Source organism: Klebsiella sp. HMSC25G12, from assembly GCF_001807705.1.
Classification (GTDB): Bacteria; Pseudomonadota; Gammaproteobacteria; order Enterobacterales; family Enterobacteriaceae; genus Klebsiella; species Klebsiella variicola.
The window spans coordinates 13,547-33,420 of the sequence record NZ_KV789843.1 but is presented as its reverse complement, the minus strand read 5'-3'; the positions used below and the strand labels follow the sequence as shown (position 1 = coordinate 33,420).

Here is a 19,874-nt window from a genome sequence, read left to right as displayed (position 1 = left end):
TTGCCGCTCATCCTAACTTTCTCCCGGAGGGAGAGGGAACCATCTGGTTTTCTCCCTCTCCCTTTGGGAGAGGGCCGGGGTGAGAGGCAACTTATCCCACCGAACCATCAAGGAGTTGCTATGCCTGTCGCTCGTCATCTGCTTGTCGCTTCACTGTCCCTGTTTGCCGCCGCCGCGGGCGCCGCGCAAACCCACTATGCCTGGGTAGGTACCTATAATCCCAATGGCGAAGGTCTGTACCGCTTTACCGTCGATGCCAACACCGGCGCGCTGCGTGACAGGGCCCTGGTGAGCGCGTTGCCAAACGTCGCGCAACTGACCGTGTCGCGCGATGGCAAAACGCTGTATGCCGCCAGTGAAGTCGAAAAAGGCGTCGTGCAGGCGTGGCGCATTGAGAAGAATGGCGAGCTGACCGCGCTCAGCCAGGTTGCCTCCGGCGGCGCCGGGCCGGTGTATCTCTCCCTGACGCCGGATGGTAAACATCTGCTGGTGGCCAACTACGTCAGCGGGAGTATCGCCGTGCTACCGGTGAAAGAAGATGGTAGCCTGGGTGAGGCAGTGGACAGGCATCAGGATGAAGGCCCGGCAGGCGCCGAACGCCCGGCGGCGGCCGTCGAGGGCAGCTTCGCCATCAGCGATCACAATGGCCCGCACGCCCATATGATCGCCGCCGATCCCAGCGGGAAATTTGTTTACTCCACCGATCTGGGGCTGGATCGGATCTATCAGTACCGGCTGGATAGCGCCAGCGGCAAGCTGACGCCGAACGATCCGCCGTTCATCGCCGCTTCGTCGCCGGGCGCCGGCCCACGCCACTTCGTCTTTACGCCAAAGGGCGACGGCCTGTGGCTGATCAACGAAGAAGCGTCGACGCTGACTTTCTATCATCTGGATAAGCAAAGCGGCTTGCTGCGCGAAGGCAAAACCGTCTCCGCGCTGCCGAAAGAGTATAAGGGCACCAGCTTTGCCGCCGGTCTGGCGCTGAGCAACGATGGTAAGCAGCTGTATGTCGCCAACCGTCTGCATAACAGCATCGCCCACTTTACGGTGCAGGCCGACGGCCGCCTGAGCCACCAGGAGGATATCTGGACGCGTGGGGATTACCCCCGTACGCTGACCCTGGATAATCAAGGGCAGTGGCTGTACGTCATGAACCAGCGTAGCGATAATATTACCCGCTTCAGCGTGGCGCCGAAGGATGGCAAATTAACCTTTGCCTCCGACTACACGCCGGTTGGTAGCCCATCGCAGATGGTGATATCCGCCCAACCCTGAGCCGTAACCACAAGGAACTGACATGCGATTTCCCAACCAACGCTTAGCGCAACTCTTCACCCTGCTGCGGAATGAAACGCTGCCGCAGGATGAGCTGGCGCAGCGGCTGTCGGTTTCCACCCGTACCGTGCGCGCCGATATTACCGCCCTGAATGCGCTACTGGCGCAGTATGGCGCGCAGTTTATCCTCAACCGCGGCAGCGGTTATCAACTGAAAATTGATAACCCGGCGAGCTTTCAGGCGCTGGAGGAGACGGCGCCGAAGACGCAGCACGTGCCGCGAACCGCCCAGGATCGCATCACGTTTCTGCTGGTGCGCTTCCTGACGTCGGCGTTCTCCATCAAGCTGGAAGATCTGGCGGATGAGTGGTTCGTCAGCCGCGCGACGCTGCAAAATGATATGGTCGAGGTGCGTGAGCGCTTCCAGCGCTATCAGCTTACCCTTGAAACCCGCCCTCGCCACGGCATGAAGCTGTTTGGTAGCGAGGTGTCGATTCGCGCCTGCCTGACCGATCTGCTGTGGGAGCTGGCCCAACAGGGCGGTATCAATCCGTTGATCGGCGCCGAGGCGCTGGAGGCGGAAGTGCCTGCGCTGCTGGAGCCGATGCTGCAGGAGACGCTCACCCGGCACCATATTCGCCTCACTGATGTCGGTGAGCGCTTTATCTGCCTGTACGGCGCAGTGGTGGTGCGCCGCGTCAGCGAAGGCTATCCGCTGGCCGATTTCAGCGCCGAAGATGTGGCGCAAAACGTCCGCGACGCCGCGCGCGATTTGGCGGGAGAGCTACAGCGGCTGGCCGGAAAGCCCTTCTCGCCCGCTGAAGAAGAGTGGCTGTGCGTGCATCTCGCCGCCCGTCAGGTGCAGGACGTCGACCCGGAAACCATCAGCGCCGACGATGACGAAGCGCTGGTCAATTACATTCTGCGCTACATCAACAGCCAGTATAACTACAACCTGCTGGACGACGCCCAGCTGCACGCCGATCTGCTGACCCACATTAAGACCATGATCACCCGCGTGCGCTACCAGATCATGATCCCCAATCCGCTGCTGGATAACATCAAACAGCACTACCCGATGGCCTGGGATATGACCCTCGCCGCGGTCTCCAGCTGGGGGAAATATACTCCGTACACCATCAGCGAAAACGAAATCGGCTTTCTGGTGCTGCATATCGGCGTCGGGCTGGAGCGTCACTACAACATTGGCTACCAGCGTCAACCGCAGGTGCTACTGGTCTGCGATACCAGCAATGCGATGGTACGGATGATCGAAGCGATCCTGCAGCGCAAATATCCGCAGCTGGAGATCGCCGCCACGATTTCCCAGCGCGAGTATGAACAGCGGGATGCGATCGAGGCGGATTTTGTTATCTCCACGGTGCGCATCAGCGAAAAAGACAAACCGGTGGTGACCATCGCGCCGTTTCCCACCGACTATCAGCTGGATCAGATTGGCAAGCTGGTGCTGGTGGACCGTACCCGTCCGTGGATGCTGAATAAGTACTTCGATGCCGCCCACTTCCGGGTGGTCGATAAGCCGATGGATCAGCAAACGCTGTTCGCCGAGCTGTGCCAGCAGCTGCTGGAGGAAGGCTTTGTTGACGCCGAGTTTCATGCTTCGGTGGTGGAGCGTGAGGCGATTGTCAGCACCATGCTCGGCGATGGCATTGCGCTGCCGCACTCCCTGGGACTGCTGGCCAAAAAGACGGTGGTTTATACGGTTATCGCCCCGCAGGGCATCGCCTGGGGCGACGAAACCGCCCATATCATTTTCCTGCTCGCCATCAGTAAGCGCGAGTACGAAGAGGCGATGGCGATCTACGATATTTTCGTGACTTTCCTGCGCGAGCGCGCCATGAGCCGCCTTGCCACGACCCGCAGCTTCAATGAGTTTAAAACGGTGGCGATGGAGTGCGTCAGCCGGTTTTGAGAGGCGTTTTCCAGATTCGAATGTAATTCAAATGTAATGCTATACTGCATTACAAAATTCCCCTTTCTGGAGGCATAATGGCCACGCTCAATGTTCGACTGGACGATAAACTCAAAAAAGAGGCTTATGCCGTGCTGGAGAAACTCGATATGACACCAACGGAGGCGGTACGCCTGCTGTTTCAATACATTGCGGAAAATGGCCGCATGCCGGTGAAAAGTATGACCATCAGTGATGGCGAAGCGGCGTTATTACGCACCGTTCGCGAACGGCTGGAAAACCCACGGCCGGGGGTTAAGGTGAGTCTGGATGACCTATGAACTGGAGTTTGATCCACGAGCCTGGCGCGAATGGCAGATGCCTGGCGAGACGGTCAAAAAACAGTTCAAAAATAAGCTCCAGCAGATTGTGCAGAATCCGCGAATTGAGTCGGCCAGGCTGAGCGATTTACCGGATTGCTACAAAATCAAGCTTAAGGCGTCAGGTTATCGGTTGGTGTATCAAGTACGAGATAGTGTGGTGGTGGTTTACGTTATTGCCATTGGCAAAAGAGAGAAAGCGGCCGTTTATCATCAGGCGAATAAACGGCTCTAAACGCTATCGCAAATGATGTACCACCTGGTTGCTGCTGCCGCGCCAGATCAGCGCCGGGTCTTTTAAATCCTGCACAAACTTACCGTCGACCAGCACGTTGATCAGGTTCACTACCTGCATCTGCGCCTCATTCAGCTCATCCAGCTTATAGCCGGTCCAGACCCAGATATCTTTGCCGGGGCATTCGGCGCGCACGCGCTGAACCAGTTTGAGGATCTCTGCGATGTTTTGCGGATGCAGCGGATCGCCGCCGGAGAGTGAAATCCCCTGGCGCTTGATGCGGGTATCGTTGAGGTCGGCAATGATGCGGTCGGCCATCTCAGCGGTAAACGGCATACCGGAGTTCACCCGCCAGGTGCTCTTGTTGTAGCAGCCTGGGCACTCGTGGACGCAGCCGGAAACAAACAGGGTGCAGCGGGTGCCGGGGCCGTTGACGATATCTACCGGGTAGTACTGATGGTAATTCATTTTTCGCTTCTCAATTAATGCCATAGCCGCGTTGGCTGCGCTCGCTCACCCCAGTCACGTACTGAATGTACGCTCCCGGGGATTCCCTCGTTTGCCGCCTTGCTCTGACGCTAATTGCTTTGCGAATACGAAGGAATGCGGCCATTTCCCGGGTCGCGGCGTTCCGCCTTACCCGGGCTACCGGACGGTGCAAAACAGTAGCCCGGATAAGGCGCTGCGCGCCGCTATCCGGGAAAAGCGCATTGGTCTTTAACCGATTTGCCCATTGGCCAGGTGCTTAACGCGGCGCTTCACTTCTTCCTGCTTGCCGGCGTTGAACGGACGCGCGTCCGGACTGCCGAGATAACCGCATACCCGACGAGTAACCGACACGCGAGCGGCATCGTGATTACCACATTTCGGGCAGGTAAAGCCCTTGCTGGTGCACTCGAACTCGCCGGTAAAACCACACTCGTAGCATTCATCGATCGGCGTATTAGTCCCGTAGTACGGCACGTGCTCATAGCTGTAATCCCACACGTCTTCCAGCGCCTTCAGGTTGTGCTGGATATTCGGGTACTCGCCGTAGCAAATGAAGCCGCCGTTGGCCAGCGGCGGGTACGGCGCTTCGAAATCGATCTTGTCGTACGGGTTGACCTTCTTCTCGACGTCGAGGTGGAAGCTGTTGGTGTAGTAACCTTTATCGGTCACGCCCTCCACTATGCCAAACTCGGCGGTGTCGAGACGGCAGAAGCGGTCGCACAGGTTTTCGCTCGGCGTGCTGTACAGACTAAAGCCGTAGCCGGTCTCTTCCTTCCACACATCGACGGCGTCGCGCAGGCGCTGGACGATGGCCACACCTTTCTCACGCAGCGCCTCGCTGTCGTACATATGCTGATTACCGTACAGCGCATTGATGGTCTCATGGATACCGATGTAACCCAGTGAAATGGACGCGCGGCCGTTTTTGAAAATCTCGGAGACGTCATCGTCGGCTTTCAGCCGCACGCCGCAGGCCCCTTCCATATACAGGATCGGCGCCACGCGGGCCTTCACCCCTTCCAGACGGGCAATACGGGTCATCAGCGCTTTGCGCGCCAGCTGCAGGCGCTCGTCCAGCAGCGCCCAGAAGGCGGCTTCGTCGCCTTTCGCTTCCAGGGCGATACGCGGCAGGTTGAGGCTAATCACGCCGAGGTTATTGCGCCCGTCATGCACCTGCTCGCCATCCTCGTTTTCCCACACCCCGAGGAAGCTGCGGCAGCCCATCGGCGTTTTAAACGACCCGGTGACTTTCACCACCTGATCGTAGTTGAGGATATCCGGGTACATGCGCTTGCTGGCGCACTCCAGCGCCAGCTGCTTGATGTCGTAGTTCGGATCGCCGAACTTATGGTTCAGACCGTCGCGAATGGCGAAGACCAGTTTCGGGAATACCGCGGTTTTGCGATTTTTACCGAGGCCAGCGATGCGGTTGCGCAGAATCGACTGCTGGATCATGCGCGACTCCCAGCTAGTGCCGAGGCCAAAACCAAAGGTGACAAACGGCGTCTGACCGTTGGCGGTATGCAGCGTGTTGACTTCATACTCCAGCGACTGGAAGGCGTCGTAGCACTCTTTTTCGGTACGGGCGCGGGCATAGCCTTCGGCGTCCGGGATCTGCCACTCTTCGGCGATTTTACGATGCTTTTTGAAGCTTTCGGTGACGAACGGCGCCAGCACTTCATCGATACGGTTGATGGTAGTGCCGCCATAAATATGGCTGGCGACCTGGGCGATGATCTGCGCCGTCACCGCGGTGGCGGTAGAGATAGACTTCGGCGGCTCGATCTCCGCGTTGCCCATCTTAAAGCCCTGAGTCAGCATCCCTTTCAGATCGATCAGCATGCAGTTGAACATCGGGAAGAAGGGCGAGTAATCGAGGTCGTGATAGTGGATCATGCCGCGCTCGTGGGCCATCACCACATCGTGGGGCAGCAGGTGCTGCCGCGCATAGTGCTTGGCGACGATACCGGCCAGCAGGTCGCGCTGGGTCGGGATGACTTTACTGTCCTTATTGGCATTTTCGTTGAGCAGCGCGGAGTTGGTCTGCTCGACGAGGCCGCGGATCTCCTGATTGAGACGGCCGCGCTTTTCGCGCTGGCTATCACGGTCATGGCGATACTCAATGTAGGCGCGCGCCAGCTGCTTATAGGGGCCGGACATCAGCTGGTTTTCTACCGCAGTCTGGATCTCGTTGATGTCGACCTGGGCGCGGCCCTGCATTTGTTGGCTAACGACTTCTGCGACGGTGGCGCAATAGTCTGCGTCATCGACTCCCGCTGCTTTAGCTGCACGTAGAATTGCTTCCTGAATGCGCTCTGATTTGAACGGCACTTTACAGCCATCACGTTTCATCACATGCGGTGTCATGATCACTCCATATATAGAACAGGTTATCCACAGAGGCGGAGGTTATCCCGAAGGCGCTGCACGCTACGGCTCGTGCTGTTTGCCTTCAGATCCGGCCCGTTTTATCCACATCTCATCACCGCCAGACATCGACAAGATATGGTGACATAATAGACGATTAATACAACATGTAGGGCTGGGACGCATTTTAAGTTCTATATGTAGTGATTTGCATCAAAGATGTTTGCGATTTTATTGACCCAGAACAAGGTAAAAAGGTGAGAGTACGGATGATGGGCGCTGGCGATAAATGTAAATTTATCTGGCTGGAAAATAAGCAAAAATGCCTGGCATCCACCTCCGATGCCAGGCATTACGCTCCGGTTTCTGTCGGGCAAGAAGTACCTTACGCCTGCAGCCACCATATGGCTTCGAACGGCCGCAGCGTCAGACCGGTCGGGCGGGGCGTGGTTTCGGCATAGTTGCTGATGATCATCTTCCAGTCGCCCTGGGCTTCCTCTGGCTGCCAGGTCTGCAGGTCGCGGCTCAGGTTGGCGGCCACCACCAGCGTTTGCCCCTGCCACTGACGGCGATAGCACCACAGCGATGGATGTTCCGGCAGGAGATCCTGGTAATCGCCCCAGGTCAGCAGTGGCAGGGTTTTGCGCAGCATAATCAGCTGCTGATAGGCATAAAACACCGAATCGGGGTCCGCCAGCGCCGCCTCAACGTTGATCTCCCGGTAGTTATCGCCAAGGCCGATCCACGGCTCACCGTCGCTGAAGCCGCCGTTCTCCCCGGCGTGCCATGGCATCGGCGTGCGGCTGTTGTCGCGCGACTTACTGGCGAGGATTGCCAGCAGTTCGTCCGGGCTTTGCCCCTGCGCTGCGCGCTCGATAAACATATTGTGACTTTCGACGTCACGGTAATCGCTGATGCTGCTGAAGTGCGGATTGGTCATGCCGATCTCTTCGCCCTGGTAGATATAGGGCGTGCCCTGCATGCCGTGCAGCACCATCGCCAGCATCTTCGCCGCCGGCACCCGGTACTCGCCTTCGTCGCCAAAGCGCGACACGATGCGCGGCTGATCGTGGTTACACCAGAACAGCGCGTTCCACGCCCGATTGTGCATCCCCTGCTGCCAGTGACGGAACAGCGCTTTCAGCGCCACATAGTCCGGGCGGGCGAGGGTCCATTTTTCACCGCCGGGATAATCGACCTTTAAATGGTGGAAGTTAAAGGTCATCGACAGCTCGCGGCCGTCCAGCGCGGCGTACTGCTGGCAGTGCTCCAGAGAGGTGGAGGACATCTCGCCGACGGTCATCAGGTTACGGGGAGTAAAGACATCGCGGCTCATCTCCTGCAGGAATTCATGCACCCGCGGGCCGTCAGTGTAGAAGCGGCGGCCATCACCCTCCGCATCGCAGGGGAAGGTCTGGTCTTTCGAGATCAGGTTGACGACGTCGAGGCGCAGACCGTCGACGCCGCGATCGGCCCAGAATTCGCAGACCTTTTTCAGCTCGGCGCGTACCGCCGGGTTCTCCCAGTTGAGATCCGCCTGTTCAATGGCGAACAGGTGCAGATAATACTGCCCGCTGTCGGCGTGCCACTGCCAGGCGTTGCCGCCAAACTTGGAGCGCCAGTTGTTCGGCAGCGCGTCCGGTTCGCCGTCGCGCCAGATATAGAACTGCCGGTAGGGACTCTCCTTATTCAGCGACTGACGGAACCATTCATGCTCGGTCGAGGTATGGTTCAGTACCATATCCAGCACGATGCGGATGCCGCGGGCCTTCGCCTCCGCCACCAGGGCGTCAAAGTCGGCCATCGTGCCGTAGGAGGGATCGATAGCGGTGTAGTTCGCCACATCGTAGCCGTTATCCACCTGCGGTGAGACGTAGAACGGCGTCAGCCAGATGGCGTCGACCCCAAGCTTCTGCAGATAGTCGAGGCGGGAAGTGACGCCGCGCAGATCGCCGGTACCGCTGCCGGTGGTATCCTGAAAACTCTTCGGATAGATTTGATAAATAACGCCGTTTTGCCACCAGTGGGGAAGATGATTCATAGTGCTTTCCTGCTGCAACGAGGGGCGCCAAAGGCGCCCCGAAAGAAGAAGTTAGACAATCTGCAAGGTGCCCTGACGGTACTTGCGCTGATACACCACAGTGGTCAGGATAATCGGCACCACCACCGCGATAGCCATCGCCATGGCGTACACCTGCCAGTAGGTTGGCTGGATGGAGAGGATGCCCGGCAGGCCGCCGACGCCGATGCCGTTCGCCAGCACGCCGTTCAGGCCGCACAGCAGGCCGGCAAGACCGGAGCCGATCATCGCGCACAGCATCGGGAAGCGGTACTTCAGGTTGATACCGTACATCGCCGGTTCGGTAACCCCGAGGTAAGCAGAAATTGCCGCCGGCACCGAGATTTCGCGTTCATTCTGTTTACGGCTGGCAATAATAATGCCGACTACCGCCGATGCCTGGGCAATGTTGGATAGCGCAATCAGTGGCCACACCGGGGTGCCGCCCATGCTCTGGATCATCTGCATATCGATAGCGAGGGTGGTCTGGTGGACACCGGTAATCACCAGCGGCGCGTAGAGGAAGCCGAACAGCGCGGCGCCGATTGGCGCGAAGCTGCCGGTTAACAGATGGCGTACCGCGAAGGCCACGCCGTCGCCGATCAGGCGGCCGAACGGACCGATAATGGCGTGCGCGAGGAACACCGCGAGGATCAGCGAGCAGACCGGGACAATGACCAGGTAGAGGTAGTCAGGCACGATGCGCTTGAGGCGCGTCTCGATAAAGCCGAGCGTCAGGCCCGCCAGCAAGGCCGGGATCACCTGCGCCTGGTAGCCGACTTTGGCAATCGTAAACAGGCCGAAGTTCCACACCTCCGGCACCTGCTGGCCGAGGAGATAGGCGTTCATCAGCTGCGGGGAAACCAGGGTGACGCCAAGAACGATCCCGAGGATCGGCGTGCCGCCCATTTTCTTCACCGCTGACCAGCAGATCCCCACCGGCAGATAGAAGAAGATCGCCTCGCCAATCAGCCACAGGAAGTCATAGATGGTTTTCAGCGACGGGTGCATCTGAGCCAGCGTCTGGCCGTTGCTCATGGGTAAGTCGCCGATGACGTTACGGAAACCGAGGATCAGACCGCCGCTGATCAGCGCCGGCAGCAGCGGGAAGAAGATCTCGGCAAAGTGCGAGATCAACTGCTCATGCCACTTCATATTTTGCCGCGCGGCCTGCTTGACCTGCTCTTTATCGGCGGAGGTCTGGCCGGTGGTGGCCAGCAGGGCCTTGTAGTAATCGCCCACCTCGGTGCCGATAACCACCTGGAACTGGCCGGCGTTAGTGAAGCATCCCTTCACCATGCGCAGCTGCTCAATCTCTTTTGGTTTGGCGATGGCCGGGTCGTTCAGCACAAAGCGCAAACGGGTAATACAGTGGCTGACGGTGGCGATGTTGCCGCGTCCGCCCACCAGTTCGATCAGTTTATCGATGTCCTGCTGGTTTACTTTGCTCATGATGAAGCCTCAAAAACAGAGGGGGAGAGATGCCGTTTTTTACCTTGAGGGCATCCTAACCGTTCCGCTTGATTTGCAAAATGGGAACGTTCCCGAAACCCGGCGACGATCACATAAATCGTCCGAACGAGATTAATTCAGGGCGGCAGGAATCACGATCTGGCGGGGTTCGACGCTGCCGGCGATCTGCTCGATCAACTGCCGGGCGGCCCGGCGTCCGGACTCGGCATAGCCGGGATCGACGGTCAAGATTTCCGGGTGGAGAAACTTCATTAGCGGCGTGCTGCCGACGCTGGCGAGCTGCAGCGCAGCGCAGCCCTGCTGCTGGAGGTACTTGCTGGCGCCGAGGGCGAGGGTATCCGTCGCGCAGACCAGGGCGCTGGTTTCGGCCGTCAGCACGCTGGCGACGGTGTCATACCCCTGCTTCATGCCCAAGCCCGGCAGAGCGGCGGTGGGCGTCAGGCGATGCTTTTTACAGAAAGCGAGGTAGGCGAGATGGCGGCGTTCGCCGGTGGTGACGTCGCTGTGCGGGACGCCAAGAAAACTGATGTGGCGATGTCCGCGATCGTAGAGCCGCTGCATCAGCAGCGTGATGGCGCCTTCGTCGTCATAGCACACCGAGGCGAAACCGGGGGCGTCGCGGGCCATCAGCACCAGCGTATCGCGCCAGGGGGCGAGCATCGCCTCATCAATGCCGGTAAATCCGAACAGCACTACGCCGTCAATATTACGCCGGGCGAGCATGCCGAGATGCTCTTCCACCAGTCCCGGGGAGAACTGGCTCTCCATCATAATCGGATCGTAACCCTGTTCATAAAAGGCAGGCAGCATGGTCTGCACGGCAAGGTTTTCCGACAGGGAATCCAGACGGGTAACGATAATCGCCACCACTTTATCGCTCTGGCCGCGCATGGCGCGGGCGGAGCGGGAGGGTGAGAAACCGTGCTGCTGCATCACCGCTTCGACGCGCTCGCGGGTCCGTTCGCTGACCCCGCTCTCGTTGTTAAGGACGCGGGATACCGTCGATTTTCCTACGCCGCTTAAACGCGCGATATCTTTGATGGTCAGCCGGTTCTGCATGCGGAATTCTCGTCAGGGATGGTAGAAGTGAGCCTAATGCTACTCAACCAAACCGCAATGAGCAAAGTCTGGTTTACGTTCGGTTTAGTTGCGCGGGCTTATCATCGCCATAAATGCCACACATGTCTCAACGAGCGCGCTATAATCCGCGCCGTTTATATTCACTTACCGGAGAATTTATGGACCCCGATCCCACTCCTCATCCTCGATGGAGCAACCTTTCTTTCCGGTAAGCCTGTTTAACACTGCTTTACCGGAAAGCGTAAAGCAGTGACGTCCTTGATGTCCCTGCCATAAAAATTACATGCCTGACAGGTAGGCTTTGCTACGCCTGTTGGCGACGCTGCGTTCGCTCGCGCGAGCGCGGAGGGACTGTTTATGTTGAAAAATTATACCCGGCAGCTGTTCGCGCAGCTTAGCCGCCATCTGCCACGCCGTTTGGTCCAGCGCGATCCGCTGCCTGATGCCCGTAACCTGACCAGCGTGCCGATCCCGGACTCGCTCGGCCAGCGCTGCCTGGACGTTGCGGCGATGGATGACCAGGAGATCTGGCGTGCCTTTGACAGCCACCCTGAAGGGCTCAATGAAGGCGAAGTGGCGGCAAAGATCCTCAAACATGGTGACAATCAGATCCCGGCGCAGAAGCCCTCGCCGTGGTGGGTGCATCTGTGGACCTGCTATCGCAACCCGTTCAACCTGCTGCTGACGGTGCTCGGCATCGTCTCCTATTCCACCGAAGATCTGTTCGCCGCGGGCGTTATCGCGCTGATGGTCGGCATCTCGACGCTGCTTAACTTCATCCAGGAAGCGCGCTCGACCAAAGCGGCGGATGCGCTAAAGGCGATGGTCAGCAATACCGCCACGGTGCTGCGGGTGGTGAACGAGCAGGGGGAGAGCCGCTGGCTTGAACTGCCTATCGACCAACTGGTGCCAGGAGATATCGTCAAGCTGTCGGCGGGAGATATGATCCCGGCGGACCTGCGCATTATTCAGGCGCGCGATCTGTTTGTCGCTCAGGCCTCGCTGACCGGCGAATCGCTGCCGGTAGAGAAAGTCGCGCGCAGCCGCGACCCGCTGCAGCAGAACCCGCTGGAATGCGACACCCTGTGCTTTATGGGGACCAACGTGGTGAGCGGCTCGGCGCAGGCTATCGTCTACGCCACCGGCGGCAACACCTGGTTTGGCCAGCTGGCCGGGCGCGTCAGCGAGCAGGAAAGCGAGCCGAACGCCTTCCAGAAAGGCATCAGCCGGGTCAGCATGCTGCTGATCCGCTTTATGCTGGTGATGGCCCCGGTGGTGCTATTGATTAATGGCTACACCAAAGGCGACTGGTGGGAAGCGGCGTTGTTTGCACTGTCGGTGGCGGTCGGCTTGACGCCGGAGATGCTGCCGATGATCGTCACCTCGACGCTGGCGCGCGGGGCGGTGAAGCTGTCGAAACAAAAAGTGATCGTCAAACACCTCGACGCCATTCAGAACTTTGGCGCGATGGATATTCTCTGCACCGATAAAACCGGCACCCTGACTCAGGACAAGATCGTGCTGGAGAACCACACCGATGTCTCCGGTAAGTCCAGCGAGAGAGTGCTGCATACCGCCTGGCTCAACAGCCATTACCAGACCGGGCTGAAAAACCTGCTCGATACCGCGGTGCTGGAAGGCGTGGAACTGGATGCCGCTCGCGGTCTCGCGGAGCGCTGGCAGAAGGTGGATGAGATCCCGTTCGACTTCGAACGCCGCCGCATGTCGGTGGTGGTAAAAGAGCAGGGCGACGCGCATCAGCTGATCTGTAAAGGGGCGTTGCAGGAGATCCTTAACGTCTCGACCCAGGTGCGCTACAACGGCGAAATCGTACCGCTGGACGACACCATGCTGCGCCGCATCCGCCGGGTGACCGATACCCTGAACCGTCAGGGACTGCGGGTGGTGGCGGTAGCAACCAAATACCTGCCGGCGCGCGAGGGCGATTACCAGCGCGCCGATGAATCCGATCTGATCCTCGAAGGCTACATCGCCTTCCTTGATCCGCCGAAAGAGACCACCGCCCCGGCGCTGAAGGCGCTGAAGGCCAGCGGCATCACGGTGAAAATCCTCACCGGCGATAGCGAACTGGTGGCGGCGAAGGTGTGCCATGAAGTGGGGCTGGATGCGGGCGAAGTGGTGATTGGCAGCCAGATTGAAGCCATGAGCGACGACGAGCTGGCGGCGCTGGCGAAGCGCACCACTTTGTTTGCGCGTCTGGCGCCGCTGCATAAAGAGCGTATCGTGACGCTGCTGAAACGCGAAGGTCACGTGGTGGGCTTTATGGGCGATGGCATCAACGACGCCCCGGCGTTACGCGCGGCGGATATTGGCATTTCCGTTGATGGCGCGGTGGATATCGCCCGCGAGGCGGCGGATATCATTCTGCTGGAAAAAAGCCTGATGGTGCTGGAGGAGGGGGTGATCGAAGGCCGCCGCACCTTCGCCAACATGCTCAAGTACATCAAAATGACCGCCAGCTCCAACTTCGGTAACGTCTTTAGCGTGCTGGTGGCCAGCGCCTTCCTGCCGTTTCTGCCGATGCTGCCGCTGCACCTGTTGATTCAGAACCTGCTGTACGATGTCTCCCAGGTGGCGATCCCGTTCGATAACGTCGATGATGAGCAGATCCGTAAACCGCAGCGCTGGAACCCGGCCGATCTCGGGCGCTTTATGGTCTTCTTTGGACCGATCAGCTCGATTTTCGATATCCTCACCTTCGGCCTGATGTGGTGGGTGTTCCACGCCAATACCGTGGAGATGCAGACTCTGTTCCAGTCCGGCTGGTTTATTGAAGGGCTGCTGTCGCAGACGCTGATTGTGCACATGATCCGCACCCGGCGCATTCCGTTCGTTCAGAGCCGCGCCGCGTGGCCGCTGTTCGCCATGACTCTGGTGGTGATGGCCGTGGGCATTGCCCTGCCGTTCTCGCCGCTGGCGGGCTACCTGCAGCTGCAGGCGCTGCCGCTCAGCTACTTCCCGTGGCTGGTGGTGATCCTGGCGGGCTATATGGTGCTGACCCAGACCGTTAAAGGTTTCTACAGCCGTCGCTACGGCTGGCAGTGAAGGGCGCATTTTCGGATGAGCCACGTAAAAAAGGCAGCCACTGGCTGCCTTTTTTCCTGCCAACCAAAGCGATCAGCGACGTACGGCGATGGCTTCGATCTCGATCTTCACGTCTTTCGGCAGACGAGCGACTTCCACGCAGGAGCGCGCCGGGAAGGTGGCATTGTGCTCGGTGAAAAACGCTTCGTAGGTGGCGTTAACGGTAGCGAAATCGTTGAGGTCTTTGACGAATACGGTGGTCTTGACGATGTCGCCAACGGTGAGGCCAGCGGCTTCAACGATCGCTTTCACGTTGTTCAGCGACTGGCGCGCCTGCGCGGACACGTCTTCCGGGACGCTGCCGGTTTTCGGGTCGACCGGGATCTGGCCAGAGGTGATGATCATGCTGCCCAGATCAACGCCCTGAACGTATGGGCCAATCGCTGCTGGTGCATTTTCCGTCGCAATAGTTTTGCTCATGTTATCTCCAGATGAACTGAGTAATGTTACGCAAAATCATTCAGGTTGCCGCCAGAGGGTAAGCGCTGTGCCGCCGGCGCAGACGCCGCCTGAAGGACGAAGCGTAGGGTGGTAGCCATTATAGGGAGGCCTACCACCAATACCAACCGCATTTAGTTGGCCAGCACCACATAATGAGAAAACTCTTTTTCACAGTATTTGCATTTGAGTGCGATGTCATCGGCGCGTTTTTTCACTGCAAAACTGGAAGAAACCGGTTCGGCGTGGCTAATACAGTTGCTGTTCGGGCAGACCAGCACGCTGTCAATGCGATCCGGCAGGCTCGGGCGGGATTTGCCCACCACTTCGTAATCATCAATGCGGTTTACCGTCGCCTGCGGGGCGTACAGCGACAGCTGGTTAACCTGCTCGTCGGTCAGGAAGGTGTTCTCGATTTTAATCAAATCCTTGCGGCCCATCTCGCCGGAGGGCAGGTTCAGGCCGATGGTGATACGCTGGTCGGTTTCGGTCAGTTTGAACAGGGTGAGCAGCTTAAAGCCGACCTGCGCCGGGATATGGTCGATCACGGTGCCGCGTTTAATGGCTTCTACTTGCAGTTTATTGTCGTGTGTCATCTCTCATTCCCCCTTACAGTGCCAGCTCGCTATTCAGTACCAGTGCCAGTAACGCCTGGCGGGCGAAGATGCCGTTACCGGCCTGCTGGAAGTACCAGGCGTGCGGTGTTTTATCGACATCGGTGGTGATTTCGTCAATGCGCGGCAGCGGGTGCAGCACCTTCATGTTGGCGCGCGCCCCTTCGAGGTCGGCGGCGCGCAGGACGAACTGCGCTTTCACGTTGGCGTATTCCGACGGATCCAGACGCTCTTTCTGCACGCGGGTCATGTACAGAATATCCACTTCCGCCATCACGTCGTCGATGGCGCTATGCAGGCTCCAGGCGATACCTTTTTCATCCAGCATATCGAGGATGTACTGCGGCATGGCCAGCGCGTCCGGGGCGATAAAGTAGAAGCGGTTGCCGCTGAATTTGGCCAGCGCCTGGGTCAGGGAGTGGACGGTACGGCCATACTTCAGATCGCCGACCATCGCCACGTTGAGGTTTTCGAGGCGGCCCTGGGTCTCCTGAATGGTGAACAGGTCGAGCAGGGTTTGGGTCGGATGCTGGTTGGCGCCGTCGCCGGCGTTCAGTACCGGCACGCCGCCGGAGAATTCAGTCGCCAGGCGCGCGGCGCCCTCCTGCGGATGACGCATCACGATGGCGTCAACGTAGGTGCTGATAACGGAGATAGTATCCGCCAGGGTTTCCCCTTTTTTGCCCAGCGAGGTATTGGCGCTGTCAGAAAAGCCGACCACGCTGGCGCCCAGGCGGTGCATCGAGGTTTCAAAAGAGAGACGGGTACGGGTGGAGGCTTCAAAGAAACAGCTGGCGATAACCTTATGCTTCAGCAGCTCGGGTTGCGGATTGGCTTTCAGCTTTGCCGCCGTCGCCAGCACCAGTTCGAGGTCTTCGCGGCTGAGATCGTTTATGGAAATGATATGTTTTTGATATAGCGGGTTAGCCATGCTTATCTCCTGACGCCTGGGCAAAAAAAAAGCCCCTTAAATAAGGGGCTTCGGGAATCCAATGAGCAACGGAAAGAAAAACGCCAGGCCAGCGTCTGCGTTCAGACGCGCTAAGACAGAATGTCGTACGCAATTGGCCATGCTTCCTCCCGGCAAAACGACTGGCATTATACGCAGACCGTTATGACGATCAAGCGATTCATTCACAAACAGGTAATCGTTTGCCTGCAGAAAAGTGCGCCAGCGCAAAGAACGGTGAAACTGTACTGGTATGGCAGTGGCGATGGGGGTATAAAGTCATAAAATGAAATGCTGTTTTATATTCGAGGTAAGTGATGATTATTGGCAATATCCACCATCTGCAGCCATGGCTGCCTGCCGCGCTGCGCGAGGCCATTGAGCACGTCATCGCCCATGTCAGCGAGGCGACGCCGCTGGGTAAACACGATATCGACGGCAATAACCTGTTTTATCTGATTTCCGAAGACACCACCGAGCCGCAGGCCGCGCGCCGCGCGGAATACCATGCCCGCTATCTCGATATTCAGATTGTGCTCCGCGGCATCGAGGGGATGACCTTCAGTACCTTGCCGGCTGGAGAGCCGCAGACCGACTGGCTGGCGGAGAAAGACATCGCTTTTCTGGCCGAAGGCCAGCAGGAGAAAACGGTGATCCTCAACGAAGGGGATTTTGTGGTGTTTTATCCCGGCGAAGTGCATAAACCGCTGTGCGCCGTAGGCGCCCCGGCGAAGGTGCGCAAAGCGGTAGTGAAGATGCTGATGGCGTAAAATGGCGAGCCATATCCCGGATAAGCGCCGTGCTATCCGGGATTTGACCGCCAGCGAGGGGCTACTTGCCCAGCGTCGCCACCATCACCGCTTTGATGGTGTGCATCCGGTTTTCCGCCTGATCGAAAACCACGCTCGCCGCCGACTCAAACACCTCGTCAGTCACTTCCATACCGCCGTGCAGGCCGTAATCGGCGGCCATCTGTTTGCCCAACGTGGTCTGGTCGTCATGGAATGCCGGCAGGCAGTGGAGGAACTTGACCTGCGGATTGCCGGTCAGCGCCAGCATCGCGCTGTTAACCTGATAGTCGCGGAGCAGGGCGATACGTTCGGCCCATTTTTCCTTCGCCTCGCCCATCGAGACCCAGACGTCGGTATAGATAAAATCGGCGCCTTTCACTCCTGCGGCGATATCTTCCGTCAGGGTGATGTTGCCGCCCTGCTGTTTGGCCAGCGCGGTACAGGTCTCCACCAGCTGAGACTCCGGCCAGCAGGCCGATGGCGCTACCAGGCGCAGATCCAGACCGGTCAGCGCTGCGGCTTCCAGCATCGAATTGCCCATGTTGTTGCGCGCGTCGCCGGCGTAGACCAGCGTCATCTGGTTAAAGGCTTTGCCCGGCAGGTGCTCTTTCATGGTCAGCAGGTCCGCCAGCAACTGGGTGGGGTGGAACTCGTTGGTGAGGCCGTTCCACACCGGCACGCCGGCGTATTGCGCCAGGGTCTCCACCACCTCCTGGCCGTGGCCGCGATACTGAATGCCATCGTACATCCGCCCGAGCACGCGGGCGGTGTCTTTGATCGACTCTTTATGGCCAATCTGGCTGCCGCTTGGCCCCAGATAGGTCACGCGGGCGCCCTGATCGTATGCGGCAACTTCGAAAGAGCATCGTGTACGGGTTGAGTCTTTTTCGAAGATGAGCGCGATGTTTTTCCCTGCCAGTTTCTGGACTTCGATACCGTTTTTCTTATCGGCTTTGAGCTTTGCCGCCAGCTCGAGCAGGGCGGTGATTTCTGCAGGCGTAAAATCGAGTAACTTTAAAAAATGCTTCTGGTAAAACGCAGACATGGTTCCCTCACCTGGCATAGGCCACTAATTGAATTAAAATTCAATTTATATGTATGAATATTCATTTGCAAGTCTGTGATCGAAATCTTTCACTGAGAAGTGGAGGCAATGACGGCGGTATGTGACAATAGGGACAACTGCCGCACATTATGAGGAACGAGCCATGGCAAACCCGGAACACCTGGAAGAACAGCGTGAAGAGACGCGTCTGATTATCGAAGAGCTGCTGGAGGATGGCAGCGATCCGGACGCACTGTACACGATTGAGCATCACCTCTCTGCAGACGATTTCGAAACCCTGGAGAAAGTGGCGGTGGAAGCGTTCAAGCTGGGCTATGAAGTGACCGAGCCCGAAGAGCTGGAAGTGGAAGAGGGTGACATGGTCATCTGCTGCGATATTCTCAGCGAATGCGCGCTGAACGCAGACCTGATCGATGCCCAGGTGGAACAGCTGATGACGCTGGCAGAAAAATATGACGTCGAGTATGACGGTTGGGGTACCTATTATGAGGACCCGAACGGTGAAGAAGACGGCGACGATGACGAAGATTTTGTCGATGAAGACGACGATGGTGTTCGCCACTAAGCTGCAGATGGATACGGCGGCGCCTGCCGCCGTATAGCAAGGAACTTCCATGGATTACCCGCAGATACTCTCCCCGATTATCAATTTCCTGCACTGCCCGACGCCGCAGGCGTGGATTGACGAAGCCCGCAAGCCGGAAAACCTGCCGCTGCTGCTGACCGACCATATGGTGTGCGAACTGAAAGCGGCGCAGAACGCCATGCTGCTGGTGCGTCGCTACGTCGCGGATAAAGCCGACGCCGACGAGCTGCTGGCCTGCCTGAAGCCGTATGAAGACTTCACCTACCGCTGGGGGCCGGAGCCGGATTTCGTCGCCCTGCATAAGCGGATCAACAAAAGCGCCATGCCGCAGACCGACGACCCGTGGGGCCGCCAGTTGCTGGACAGCATGATTTTGCTGATTAAAGAGGAGCTACATCACTTCTGGCAGGTGCGGGAGATGATGCTGGCGCGTGATATTCCCTACGTCAAAATCACCGCCAGCAACTATGCCCGTGGCATGCGGCGGGAGGTGCGTTCGCACGAGCCGGTGATGCTGATCGATAAGTTGATCTGCGGCGCTTATATCGAGGCCCGCTCCTGCGAACGCTTTGCGGCGCTGGCGCCGTGGCTGGATGACGATCTGCAGAAGTTTTATCTGTCGCTGCTGCGTTCCGAGGCGCGTCACTATCAGGACTATCTGGATCTGGCGCAGAAGATTGCCGGAGACGATATTAGCGAGCGGGTGCGCCAGCTCGGCGAGGCGGAAGCGGCGCTGATCCTCAGGCCGGAGGCCGAGTTCCGCTTTCACAGCGGTGTGCCGGTAGCGGCGTAACCCTCGGTATTCGGGCCCTGTAGCCCCGGTAGCCACTAACACCGGCAGTTTCAGTAGCCATGGGGAGAGAGATAGCGTTGAGAGCTTCAGCCCGCAATGGTACGGGCCGTAGGTCGGGTAAGGCGTTAGCCGCCACCCGACAAAAAAACGGCACCGCGAGCACGGGTAAGGTGCAAGCGGTGCCATCCGGGACATACCCCGGCTTGCGCTACCCTTAGCCGGGCTACCGAAATGTAGCCCCGGCAAGCGTAGCGCTACCGGG

The 19,874-nt window shown here is 58.5% G+C and carries 21 protein-coding genes; 9 read left to right on the top strand and 12 right to left on the bottom strand.

The window, feature by feature from the left end:
- Positions 1-120: 120 nt before the first annotated feature.
- The 4 genes from HMPREF3096_RS07000 to HMPREF3096_RS06985 all read left to right on the top strand — a co-directional run bounded on the left by HMPREF3096_RS07000 (position 121) and on the right by HMPREF3096_RS06985 (position 3,802).
- Positions 121-1,275 carry a lactonase family protein gene (locus HMPREF3096_RS07000; RefSeq protein ID WP_012543086.1) on the top strand — a complete coding sequence of 385 codons (1,155 nt, stop codon included), beginning with the start codon at positions 121-123 and terminating at the stop codon, positions 1,273-1,275.
- A gap of 22 nt (positions 1,276-1,297) precedes the next feature.
- Complete coding sequence (locus tag HMPREF3096_RS06995; protein ID WP_032731805.1) at positions 1,298-3,208, top strand: BglG family transcription antiterminator; 1,911 nt, start codon at positions 1,298-1,300, stop codon at positions 3,206-3,208.
- 77 nt (positions 3,209-3,285) lie between these two features.
- Positions 3,286-3,528 carry a type II toxin-antitoxin system RelB/DinJ family antitoxin gene (locus tag HMPREF3096_RS06990; protein WP_002886901.1) on the top strand — a complete coding sequence of 81 codons (243 nt, stop codon included), beginning with the start codon at positions 3,286-3,288 and terminating at the stop codon, positions 3,526-3,528.
- Positions 3,518-3,802: a type II toxin-antitoxin system RelE family toxin gene (locus tag HMPREF3096_RS06985; protein ID WP_022065401.1), complete on the top strand. Its 285-nt coding sequence runs from the start codon at positions 3,518-3,520 to the stop codon at positions 3,800-3,802. The genes HMPREF3096_RS06990 and HMPREF3096_RS06985 overlap by 11 nt, the downstream gene beginning before the upstream one ends.
- 3 nt (positions 3,803-3,805) lie before the next feature.
- On the opposite strand, the gene nrdG is transcribed toward HMPREF3096_RS06985, so the two are convergent.
- From nrdG to treR, 5 genes are all read right to left on the bottom strand, one after another.
- Positions 3,806-4,270 (bottom strand): anaerobic ribonucleoside-triphosphate reductase-activating protein, encoded by a 465-nt coding sequence (gene nrdG / locus HMPREF3096_RS06980; protein WP_022065402.1) that lies wholly within the window; start codon positions 4,268-4,270, stop codon positions 3,806-3,808.
- A gap of 249 nt (positions 4,271-4,519) precedes the next feature.
- Positions 4,520-6,658, bottom strand: a complete 2,139-nt coding sequence (nrdD, locus tag HMPREF3096_RS06975) for an anaerobic ribonucleoside-triphosphate reductase (RefSeq protein ID WP_032731807.1) — start codon at positions 6,656-6,658, stop codon at positions 4,520-4,522.
- A 385-nt stretch (positions 6,659-7,043) separates the two neighbouring features.
- The gene (gene treC, locus HMPREF3096_RS06970) at positions 7,044-8,699 is read right to left on the bottom strand and encodes an alpha,alpha-phosphotrehalase (protein WP_012969083.1); all 1,656 of its coding nucleotides are present in this window, start codon (positions 8,697-8,699) and stop codon (positions 7,044-7,046) included.
- 51 nt (positions 8,700-8,750) lie between these two features.
- Positions 8,751-10,169 carry a PTS trehalose transporter subunit IIBC gene (gene treB, locus HMPREF3096_RS06965; RefSeq protein WP_008807131.1) on the bottom strand — a complete coding sequence of 473 codons (1,419 nt, stop codon included), beginning with the start codon at positions 10,167-10,169 and terminating at the stop codon, positions 8,751-8,753.
- A 132-nt stretch (positions 10,170-10,301) separates the two neighbouring features.
- Positions 10,302-11,249, bottom strand: coding sequence for a trehalose operon repressor TreR (treR, locus tag HMPREF3096_RS06960; RefSeq protein ID WP_023323529.1), 948 nt, complete (start codon positions 11,247-11,249; stop codon positions 10,302-10,304).
- Between the two features lie 113 nt (positions 11,250-11,362).
- Between treR and mgtL the strand changes: the two genes are divergently transcribed.
- Together mgtL and mgtA are read left to right on the top strand one after the other, a co-directional pair.
- Positions 11,363-11,482, top strand: coding sequence for a mgtA regulatory leader peptide MgtL (mgtL, locus tag HMPREF3096_RS31875; RefSeq protein WP_353074613.1), 120 nt, complete (start codon positions 11,363-11,365; stop codon positions 11,480-11,482).
- 145 nt (positions 11,483-11,627) lie between these two features.
- Complete coding sequence (gene mgtA, locus HMPREF3096_RS06955; protein WP_012969081.1) at positions 11,628-14,336, top strand: magnesium-translocating P-type ATPase; 2,709 nt, start codon at positions 11,628-11,630, stop codon at positions 14,334-14,336.
- 72 nt (positions 14,337-14,408) lie between these two features.
- On the opposite strand, the gene ridA is transcribed toward mgtA, so the two are convergent.
- From ridA to HMPREF3096_RS28880, 5 genes are all read right to left on the bottom strand, one after another.
- The gene (ridA, locus tag HMPREF3096_RS06950) at positions 14,409-14,795 is read right to left on the bottom strand and encodes a 2-iminobutanoate/2-iminopropanoate deaminase (protein WP_002886926.1); all 387 of its coding nucleotides are present in this window, start codon (positions 14,793-14,795) and stop codon (positions 14,409-14,411) included.
- A gap of 152 nt (positions 14,796-14,947) precedes the next feature.
- On the bottom strand, positions 14,948-15,409 hold the full coding sequence (pyrI, locus tag HMPREF3096_RS06945) for an aspartate carbamoyltransferase regulatory subunit (RefSeq protein WP_002886927.1): 462 nt from the start codon (positions 15,407-15,409) through the stop codon (positions 14,948-14,950).
- A 13-nt stretch (positions 15,410-15,422) separates the two neighbouring features.
- Positions 15,423-16,358 carry an aspartate carbamoyltransferase gene (gene pyrB / locus HMPREF3096_RS06940; protein WP_004206522.1) on the bottom strand — a complete coding sequence of 312 codons (936 nt, stop codon included), beginning with the start codon at positions 16,356-16,358 and terminating at the stop codon, positions 15,423-15,425.
- A gap of 2 nt (positions 16,359-16,360) precedes the next feature.
- A complete protein-coding gene (locus HMPREF3096_RS31715; RefSeq protein ID WP_227650304.1) occupies positions 16,361-16,420 on the bottom strand; it encodes a pyrBI operon leader peptide in 60 nt (19 codons plus the stop codon).
- Positions 16,395-16,499, bottom strand: a complete 105-nt coding sequence (locus HMPREF3096_RS28880; RefSeq protein ID WP_012969080.1) for a pyrBI operon leader peptide — start codon at positions 16,497-16,499, stop codon at positions 16,395-16,397. The genes HMPREF3096_RS31715 and HMPREF3096_RS28880 overlap by 26 nt, the downstream gene beginning before the upstream one ends.
- 194 nt (positions 16,500-16,693) lie before the next feature.
- Here HMPREF3096_RS28880 and HMPREF3096_RS06935 point away from each other — a divergent pair, with 194 nt between their 5' ends.
- Entirely contained in the window at positions 16,694-17,146 is a 453-nt protein-coding gene (locus HMPREF3096_RS06935; RefSeq protein ID WP_008807128.1) for a YhcH/YjgK/YiaL family protein, read from the top strand.
- A 61-nt stretch (positions 17,147-17,207) separates the two neighbouring features.
- Here the strand turns inward: HMPREF3096_RS06935 and argF are convergent, their stop codons facing one another.
- A complete protein-coding gene (gene argF / locus HMPREF3096_RS06930) occupies positions 17,208-18,212 on the bottom strand; it encodes an ornithine carbamoyltransferase (RefSeq protein WP_016160171.1) in 1,005 nt (334 codons plus the stop codon).
- Positions 18,182-18,277: a putative translational regulatory protein ArgL gene (argL, locus tag HMPREF3096_RS31870; protein WP_370736902.1), complete on the bottom strand. Its 96-nt coding sequence runs from the start codon at positions 18,275-18,277 to the stop codon at positions 18,182-18,184. Before argL ends, argF begins: the two co-directional genes overlap by 31 nt.
- Before the next feature lie 98 nt (positions 18,278-18,375).
- On the opposite strand from argL, the gene rraB reads away from it, so the two are divergent.
- Positions 18,376-18,798: a ribonuclease E inhibitor RraB gene (rraB, locus tag HMPREF3096_RS06925; RefSeq protein WP_008807126.1), complete on the top strand. Its 423-nt coding sequence runs from the start codon at positions 18,376-18,378 to the stop codon at positions 18,796-18,798.
- A 49-nt stretch (positions 18,799-18,847) separates the two neighbouring features.
- Positions 18,848-19,612 carry a tRNA isopentenyl-2-thiomethyl-A-37 hydroxylase MiaE gene (gene miaE, locus HMPREF3096_RS06920; protein WP_008807125.1) on the top strand — a complete coding sequence of 255 codons (765 nt, stop codon included), beginning with the start codon at positions 18,848-18,850 and terminating at the stop codon, positions 19,610-19,612.
- Positions 19,613-19,874 lie beyond the last annotated feature (262 nt).

Bases quoted from the DNA above. Each gene is read 5' to 3' on its own strand.
- rraB (WP_008807126.1), top strand. From the start codon at position 18,376: ATGGCAAACCCGGAACACCTGGAAGAACAGCGTGAAGAGACGCGTCTG.
- pyrI (WP_002886927.1), bottom strand. From the start codon at position 15,409: ATGACACACGACAATAAACTGCAAGTAGAAGCCATTAAACGCGGCACC.
- HMPREF3096_RS07000 (WP_012543086.1), top strand. From the start codon at position 121: ATGCCTGTCGCTCGTCATCTGCTTGTCGCTTCACTGTCCCTGTTTGCC.
- treC (WP_012969083.1), bottom strand. From the start codon at position 8,699: ATGAATCATCTTCCCCACTGGTGGCAAAACGGCGTTATTTATCAAATC.
- treR (WP_023323529.1), bottom strand. From the start codon at position 11,249: ATGCAGAACCGGCTGACCATCAAAGATATCGCGCGTTTAAGCGGCGTA.
- miaE (WP_008807125.1), top strand. From the start codon at position 18,848: ATGGATTACCCGCAGATACTCTCCCCGATTATCAATTTCCTGCACTGC.
- treB (WP_008807131.1), bottom strand. From the start codon at position 10,169: ATGAGCAAAGTAAACCAGCAGGACATCGATAAACTGATCGAACTGGTG.
- HMPREF3096_RS28880 (WP_012969080.1), bottom strand. From the start codon at position 16,499: ATGGCCAATTGCGTACGACATTCTGTCTTAGCGCGTCTGAACGCAGAC.
- HMPREF3096_RS06990 (WP_002886901.1), top strand. From the start codon at position 3,286: ATGGCCACGCTCAATGTTCGACTGGACGATAAACTCAAAAAAGAGGCT.
- mgtL (WP_353074613.1), top strand. From the start codon at position 11,363: ATGCCACACATGTCTCAACGAGCGCGCTATAATCCGCGCCGTTTATAT.
- HMPREF3096_RS06935 (WP_008807128.1), top strand. From the start codon at position 16,694: ATGATTATTGGCAATATCCACCATCTGCAGCCATGGCTGCCTGCCGCG.
- nrdG (WP_022065402.1), bottom strand. From the start codon at position 4,270: ATGAATTACCATCAGTACTACCCGGTAGATATCGTCAACGGCCCCGGC.
- argL (WP_370736902.1), bottom strand. From the start codon at position 18,277: ATGAATATTCATACATATAAATTGAATTTTAATTCAATTAGTGGCCTA.
- mgtA (WP_012969081.1), top strand. From the start codon at position 11,628: ATGTTGAAAAATTATACCCGGCAGCTGTTCGCGCAGCTTAGCCGCCAT.
- argF (WP_016160171.1), bottom strand. From the start codon at position 18,212: ATGTCTGCGTTTTACCAGAAGCATTTTTTAAAGTTACTCGATTTTACG.
- ridA (WP_002886926.1), bottom strand. From the start codon at position 14,795: ATGAGCAAAACTATTGCGACGGAAAATGCACCAGCAGCGATTGGCCCA.
- HMPREF3096_RS06995 (WP_032731805.1), top strand. From the start codon at position 1,298: ATGCGATTTCCCAACCAACGCTTAGCGCAACTCTTCACCCTGCTGCGG.
- nrdD (WP_032731807.1), bottom strand. From the start codon at position 6,658: ATGACACCGCATGTGATGAAACGTGATGGCTGTAAAGTGCCGTTCAAA.
- HMPREF3096_RS06985 (WP_022065401.1), top strand. From the start codon at position 3,518: ATGACCTATGAACTGGAGTTTGATCCACGAGCCTGGCGCGAATGGCAG.
- pyrB (WP_004206522.1), bottom strand. From the start codon at position 16,358: ATGGCTAACCCGCTATATCAAAAACATATCATTTCCATAAACGATCTC.